Annotated in this window: 7 protein-coding genes and 1 pseudogene; 2 read left to right on the forward strand and 6 right to left on the reverse strand. The window is 65.4% G+C overall.

Annotated features, from left to right (window positions below; genetic code table 11):
* Window positions 1-1,053 (reverse strand): DJ-1/PfpI family protein (locus tag EOD07_RS18080; protein WP_127236441.1); only part of this gene is annotated, 1,053 nt, incomplete at its 3' end.
* Window positions 1,054-1,147: 94 nt separating this feature from the next.
* Here EOD07_RS18080 and EOD07_RS18085 point away from each other — a divergent pair.
* Window positions 1,148-2,080, forward strand: a complete 933-nt coding sequence (locus EOD07_RS18085) for a GlxA family transcriptional regulator (RefSeq protein WP_164772328.1) — start codon at window positions 1,148-1,150, stop codon at window positions 2,078-2,080.
* Window positions 2,081-2,090: 10 nt separating this feature from the next.
* Here the strand turns inward: EOD07_RS18085 and EOD07_RS18090 are convergent, their stop codons facing one another.
* Together EOD07_RS18090 and EOD07_RS18095 are read right to left on the reverse strand one after the other, a co-directional pair.
* Window positions 2,091-2,426 carry a hypothetical protein gene (locus EOD07_RS18090; protein ID WP_127236443.1) on the reverse strand — a complete coding sequence of 112 codons (336 nt, stop codon included), beginning with the start codon at window positions 2,424-2,426 and terminating at the stop codon, window positions 2,091-2,093.
* 66 nt (window positions 2,427-2,492) lie between these two features.
* The gene (locus EOD07_RS18095; protein WP_127236444.1) at window positions 2,493-3,341 is read right to left on the reverse strand and encodes a helix-turn-helix transcriptional regulator; all 849 of its coding nucleotides are present in this window, start codon (window positions 3,339-3,341) and stop codon (window positions 2,493-2,495) included.
* A gap of 99 nt (window positions 3,342-3,440) precedes the next feature.
* Between EOD07_RS18095 and EOD07_RS18100 the strand changes: the two genes are divergently transcribed.
* Window positions 3,441-4,343, forward strand: coding sequence for an SDR family oxidoreductase (locus EOD07_RS18100; protein ID WP_127236445.1), 903 nt, complete (start codon window positions 3,441-3,443; stop codon window positions 4,341-4,343).
* Window positions 4,344-4,395: 52 nt separating this feature from the next.
* Here the strand turns inward: EOD07_RS18100 and EOD07_RS18105 are convergent, their stop codons facing one another.
* From EOD07_RS18105 to EOD07_RS38555, 3 genes and pseudogenes are all read right to left on the reverse strand, one after another.
* Window positions 4,396-5,103, reverse strand: coding sequence for a GntR family transcriptional regulator (locus tag EOD07_RS18105; RefSeq protein ID WP_127236446.1), 708 nt, complete (start codon window positions 5,101-5,103; stop codon window positions 4,396-4,398).
* A gap of 197 nt (window positions 5,104-5,300) precedes the next feature.
* Complete coding sequence (locus EOD07_RS18110; protein WP_127236447.1) at window positions 5,301-6,044, reverse strand: aspartate/glutamate racemase family protein; 744 nt, start codon at window positions 6,042-6,044, stop codon at window positions 5,301-5,303.
* Window positions 6,045-6,055: 11 nt separating this feature from the next.
* Window positions 6,056-6,191 (reverse strand): annotated as a pseudogene (locus tag EOD07_RS38555) (ABC transporter ATP-binding protein); the annotation flags it as partial.

The following is a 6,191-nucleotide window of genomic DNA, read 5'->3' on the forward strand; positions in this document are numbered from 1 at the left end:
GTCCAGCGCCTTTGCCGGCGGAATATCCGCCATGGCCGGAACCTTCCGATCCGCCGGCCAATCGCTTGCAACCTGGTCGGGCAGGATGCGGATACCTGCGCGGCTGACGACGGCGCCGCCCTTTGGGGCGAAGGTGACCGCGCGGGAGCGAAAGGTCCGCGACCAGGCGTCGGCAGCCAGCGCCAGCGACACCTCGTCCATGCCTGGCGTCAGCGGAATGCCGAGCTGCTCGTGATTGAAAAAGGCCAGCGTGTTGCCGATCGCCGTCAGCGCGAAAGGCCGGGTGAACCTGAAGGCGCCGCTGTCGTGGCGAGCATCCCAATGATCGAGACCGAGATCGCGGGCGACGGCCTCGGCTTTGTCGCGGCCCGCAATCGCCTCGATCAAGGTCAGCATCATCGGCATCGACGCTGTGATGCCGGTCGTGGTCGCGACATTCCGGTCGACGACGTAGCGGCGGTCGGCGACGTAGCGGATCGTCGGATGTTTCTGGCGCAATTCGTTCAAGGAATACCAATGCGTCGTCGCGCGCTTGCCGTCGAGCAATCCGCTGGCGCCGACCACCGTGGCGCCGACGCAGACGCCGATCACCATGGCGCCCTTGGCCGACTGGGCCCTGATCCATCTCAACACGTCCGGATCGTCGTCGCGCATCATGGCGGGAACGATGACATAGTCGGCGCCTTCCGGATGCTCGGCATCGAACGCCGCTATCGTCGCGTCGGGCTCGACGCGCAAAGCCGGGTGCAATTGCACCGGCCCCGGCCGCGTCGCCAGCGCGACGACGTCGGCGACGTCGGCGCGGCGCAGGATGCCGTAGGGCATCAGATAGTCGGTCGTCTCGGTGCCGTCATTGACGCCGATGATCGCGATCAGCGGGCGCTGGCGCTTCGGCTTCAACGCCGCGAGCGTGGCTTCGGCCTCCTTGGCATCGATCGCCGGCTGCACCGCGGCCAGCGACGCGGACGGCAGCGACAGCAACCATGCGGCGCCGGCCGCGGCGAGAACCAGGAAGACGCCGAGGGCACTCCACAACACGATACGCAGACTCATGGCTTGATCCTTCCGATCTCAACGCTTGACCGGCAGGCTAGCTCCGATAGGTTTTGGCCGAAATGACATATATCGGGCAAAAACTGCCATGCGCATGATAGGCATCATCATCCATCCGGGCTTCCAGTTGCTGGACGTGGCTGGCCCCGCGGCAGCCTTCGAATTGGCCGAACACTATCAGCCCGGCAGCTACAGGCTGGAAATGCTGGCACCCAGCGGCGGCGAGGTCGAGAGCTCGTCCGGCATGCGGCTTTCAGCGCGGCCTCTGTCCGATGCCAGGCCCCTTGACACGGCCGTCGTTTCAGGCGGCGAGATCATCCGCTCCATGGCCGCGGCCCAGGAAATCGTCGCCTGGCTGCGACAGGCAAAGCCGCGCCGGACGGCAAGCGTGTGCACCGGCGCCTATCTGCTGGCGGAGGCAGGCCTGCTCGACGGCCGGAGCGCCACCACACATTGGTGGAGCACAGACGATTTCGCCCGCCGCTATCCGAAGGTGAAATTCGATGCCGAGCGCATCTTCATCCAGGATGGCAGCGTGTGGACGTCGGCCGGCATCTCGGCCGGCATCGATCTCGCGCTGGCGCTGATCGAGGACGATCTCGGCCCCGTGATCGCGCGCCGCACCGCGCAGCAGCTCGTCGTCCACCAGCGTCGGCCTGGCGGGCAGTCGCAATTCTCCGGCCTTGTGGAGTTTGGCGGGCGTTCGGGCCGGTTCGTCGAACTAATCGAGTGGATGCGGACCAAACTCGCTCAGCCGCTGACTGTAGAGCGCCTCGCCGAACGCGCTGCCATGAGCCCGCGCAATTTTGCCCGTGCCTTCGCCACTGAGACCGGCACCACGCCGGCCAAGGCTGTCGAACGCCTGCGCCTCGAAGCCGCGCGGATGGCGGTCGAGACGAGCAACACGCCGCTCGACCGCATCGCCGAGGAGAGCGGCTTCGGCGACACCGGGCGCATGCGCCGCGCTTTCATGAGGAGCTTCGGCCAACCGCCGCAGGCGCTTCGGCGCTCGGCGGTGCGAAAGTAGTCGTGGCGCGCTATGTCCTCGCGTGCCAGGCAAGGAAGCTGCTGATCTCTTCCCGTTTGTCTTGCGACAAACCGGCAAGGAGCTTCTCGTCGAGATACCCTTTCCGGATAAGCCCGCCAAAGACAACGATCAGCTGCGAATAGCGATAGTCGAACATCCGCTCAAGGTTTCGCCGTTGCTGCCGCAGATAATCTTCGATCTCCCACATGTCGGAAAACGTCGCGGCATCGCTGGCCTTCTCTTTGAATTCGGCCAGTGTCTTGCCGAGCGCCACCTCCAGCGCCTTGTCGAAGGCAGCGCGAGCGACCTTCTTCTCGGACGGAGACCATTTCAGATCGAAGTTCACCGAATACCTCCCAGATTCTACAGCCAACCTCAGGCGGGCCGCGAAGGAAAGACAATGGACACAACGTCAGCCAGCGCGAGACGCGATCAGCGATCGGATGCGCTCGGCGTCGGCGGGCGTCGCGGGATTGTAGACGATCATGCCGAGCTCGGGTCGGCCGTCAACGGCAAAGACCGAGAACTCCAGCTCGATCAGTCCGATTTCGGGGTGCCGCAGGCGCTTCACGCCTTCGCCATGGGCCGGAACGACGTCGTTGTCGCGCCACAGCGCCTCGAATTCCGGACTGATCCGGCAAAGCTCTTCGACGAGCTGGGTGATTTCCGCGCCCGCACCTGCCCGCGTGGCATCCGCCCTGAAGGAGCCAACCACGAAACGGGCGACGCTCTGCCAGTCGTCCTGCGCGTCGCGCACGCGCGGGTTGCCGAACATCAGGCGCAGGATGTTGCGCTGCTCGCGCGGCAGCTTGGAATAGTCGGTCAGCATCGCCGCGGCGGCACGGTTCCAGGCCACCACATCCCAGGTCGCGGTCTTGATGATCGCCGGGCTGGGATCCAAGGCGTCGAGGACGCGCTGCAGGCGCGGCGTCACGCTGTCGACGTTTCTGTAGCGGACTTCCGGCGGCCGGCCGAGACCCAGCATGAACAGATGCTCGCGTTCGGGCTCGGTCAGCATCAGCCCCGCCGCGATGCGGTTCAGCACATCGGCGGACGGGGCGCCGCCCCGCCCCTGCTCCAGCCAGGTGTACCAGGTCGGGCTGATGTTGGCGCGCTGCGCCACTTCTTCGCGGCGCAGCCCTTGCGTACGCCGCCGCCCCGTGGCGAAGCCGAACGCTACGGGATCGAGACGCATGCGGCGATCGCGCAGAAAGGTGCCGAGCTTGTTTGCGGCCTGTTTGTTGGCAATCTCTTGGGCCATCGGCATCCTGTTGACAATTATACCATGATAAAGTCACTACTTTAACAGGATGAGTTATAGCGCAAATAAGGCCTCCGAACAACCACAGGAGACCTTCCCATGCGTGTATTCCTTACCGGCGCGACCGGTTTCATCGGTTCCAGGATCGTGCCCGAACTCCTTGCCGCTGGCCATCAGGTGCTCGGCCTGACCCGCTCCGAGGCGGGCGCGCGGTCGCTTGCCGCCGCCGGCGCCGAGCCCCATCGCGGCGACATCGAGGATCTCGACAGCCTGCGCGACGGCGCGGCGAAATCGGATGCGGTGATCCACACCGCCTTCGATCACGATTTCTCGAATTTCGTCGCGAATTGCGAGAAGGACAAGCGGGTTATCGAAGCGCTGGGCGGGGCACTCGCCGGCTCGGACCGGCTGCTCATCATCACGTCGGGCGTAGGCATGGGCTCAGCCGAACACGGACAGCCAGCGCGAGAAGACATTTTCAACACCGACCATCCCAATCCGCGCATCCTTTCCGAACTCACCGGCGCGGCGATGGCCGAGAAGGGTGTCAAGGTATCGGTAGTGCGGCTGCCGCAGGTGCATGACACGGTGAAGCAAGGGCTCATCACCCCGTTGATCGCGCAGACGCGCGCCAAGGGCGTGTCGGCCTATCTCGGCGAAGGCCGCAACCGGTGGTCTTCGGCGCATGTGCTGGATGTCGCGAAGCTCTACCGTCTGGCGCTGGACAAGCAGGAAGCCGGCGTGCGCTACAACGCCGTGGCCGAGGAAGGGATTGCCATGCGCGAGATCGCGGAAGCGATCGGCGCCGGCCTCAACGTGCCGGTGGTCTCGCTGTCGCAGGACGAGGCAGTCGACCATTTCGGGTGGCTTGCCATGTTCGCGGGCCTCGACATGCCGGCGTCGAGCGAATGGACGCGTCGGCATCTCGGCTGGCAGCCGACCGGACCCGGCCTCATCGCCGATCTGGAACGGATGGATTATTCGCACGCCGCCGCAGCCTAGCCAGGTCCTCCCCCGGGCGGTTCGGCAATCAAGCTGACCCGCCTGCAAGCTGCTATGCGCGTAGCAAATCCGCCAGGCTGTCGGACTTCTCCACCTTGTCGGTGAGATCGAGGCCGGAGAGCAGGTCGACGAGGTGGCTGTTCATCAGCGCCGCCGCATCGGCGCTGTTGCCGGCCTCGATCGCGTCGACCAGGGCGTGGTGGGCGTGCTTCTCGCAGGTCGCGTCGCGGCGCTTCCAGTAGAGCGCGATGATCAGCGAGGAGTGCGAGACGAGATCGCGGACGAAATTGGTGAACACCGAATGCGCGGCGATCTCGGCGATACCAACATGGAAGCGCGCCGACAGCATGATGGCATCGCTGTCGCGGCCGTCATGCAATGCTTCGTGCTCCTTCTCAAGATGCTGGCGCAATTGCACGATGTCGGACGGCACCGCCACCCTGGCGGCAAGCGCGGCGACCTTCGGCTCGATCAGGGCGCGTGCCTCGAACACCTCGCGCGCCTCGATCTTCGACGGCTGGGCGACAAAGGCGCCGCGATTGGGCTCCAGCCGCGCCAGCCGGTCATGGGCAAGAGCCTGCAGGGCGGCGCGGACGACGGTGCGGCTCACCGAATAGATCGAGGCCAGTTCGTCCTCCGGCAATTTGGTGCCCGGCGCGAGGCGATGGCTGACGATGGCGTCCCTCAGCCCATAATAGATCGGCGACCAGCGCGCCGCCGGCTTGTCGTCTCGATCTTCTTCCCTGAGTACCGTCAACATACTTTCAATGCGCAGGCCCGAAACGGCCCGATCTGCCCCCAAATCGCCGGCAGCCCGTCCAATCTAGTATCGCTCGCGCGGCGGTCAATCCCACCTGCCGGTGCCGACCGATCGTCCGGCGGCATGAAGCCGGCTCTAAACCAGGAGATAGAGCATGATGTCGTCCGAAAACCGCTCCACACTTTTCGGCATCATGCTCAAACGATCCCAGCTTGCTTGGGCGACAGCGGTGCGAACATGCCGGCGAACCGCTTGCCGCGCGGGGCCGCATAGCCGCCGATCTTCGATGTCTTCAAGCCGACCTTGAACAGGCTCTCGGCCAGCGTGACGGCGCAGACGACGCCGTCCAGCACCGGAACGCCATGCTCCTCGGACAGGCTGTGCGCAAGGTCGGCCATGCCGGCACAGCCGAGCACGATCGCCTCGGCATGGTCCTCGTTGATGGCGCGCGCGATCTCCTGCGAAATCCGGTGCCTGGCATTCGAGCCCGGACGTTCGAGCTCGAGCACGGCGACGTCCGACGAGCGCACCTTGGCACAGCGCGAGGCGAGGCCGTATTTCGCCAGATTGTGCTCGATCGCCGGCACCGAGCGGGCAAGCGTGGTGACGACGCTGAACTTGCCGGCGACAAGGCTCGCCATGTGGAACGCCGCCTCGCCGATGCCGATGACGGGAGCCTCGGTGGCGCAGCGCGCCGCGTCCAGCCCGGTGTCGTCGAAACAGGCGATGACATAAGCATCCGCCGCCGGTGCCTTGCCCATCTCGGCGATGATGCCCGGAATGGCGAAGACCTCGTCGAAATAACCCTCGATGCTCGGCGGGCCGTCGGCCGGATTGACGGCGACGATCTGGGTGGCCTCGGATGCAACGCTTGCCGCCGCCTCGCCGATCTTGGCGGTCATCGATTGAGTGGTGTTGGGATTGATGACGAGAATGCGCATTCCAATCAGCCTCAGATCTCGCCGCCGAGGTAAAGACGCTTGACCCGGTCGTCGGTCAGCAATTCGGCGGAGTTGCCGCTCAGCGCGACACTGCCGGTGGTCAGCGCATAGGCGCGCTGCGAGATGCGCAGCGCCATGCGCGAATTC

The sequence above is a fragment of the Mesorhizobium sp. M2C.T.Ca.TU.002.02.1.1 genome (assembly GCF_003997225.1).

Coding starts and splice junctions, on each gene's coding strand:
- EOD07_RS18085 (WP_164772328.1), top strand. CDS start 1,148: ATGATAGGCATCATCATCCATCCGGGCTTCCAGTTGCTGGACGTGGCT.
- EOD07_RS18110 (WP_127236447.1), bottom strand. CDS start 6,044: ATGCGCATTCTCGTCATCAATCCCAACACCACTCAATCGATGACCGCC.
- EOD07_RS18105 (WP_127236446.1), bottom strand. CDS start 5,103: ATGTTGACGGTACTCAGGGAAGAAGATCGAGACGACAAGCCGGCGGCG.
- EOD07_RS18100 (WP_127236445.1), top strand. CDS start 3,441: ATGCGTGTATTCCTTACCGGCGCGACCGGTTTCATCGGTTCCAGGATC.
- EOD07_RS18095 (WP_127236444.1), bottom strand. CDS start 3,341: ATGGCCCAAGAGATTGCCAACAAACAGGCCGCAAACAAGCTCGGCACC.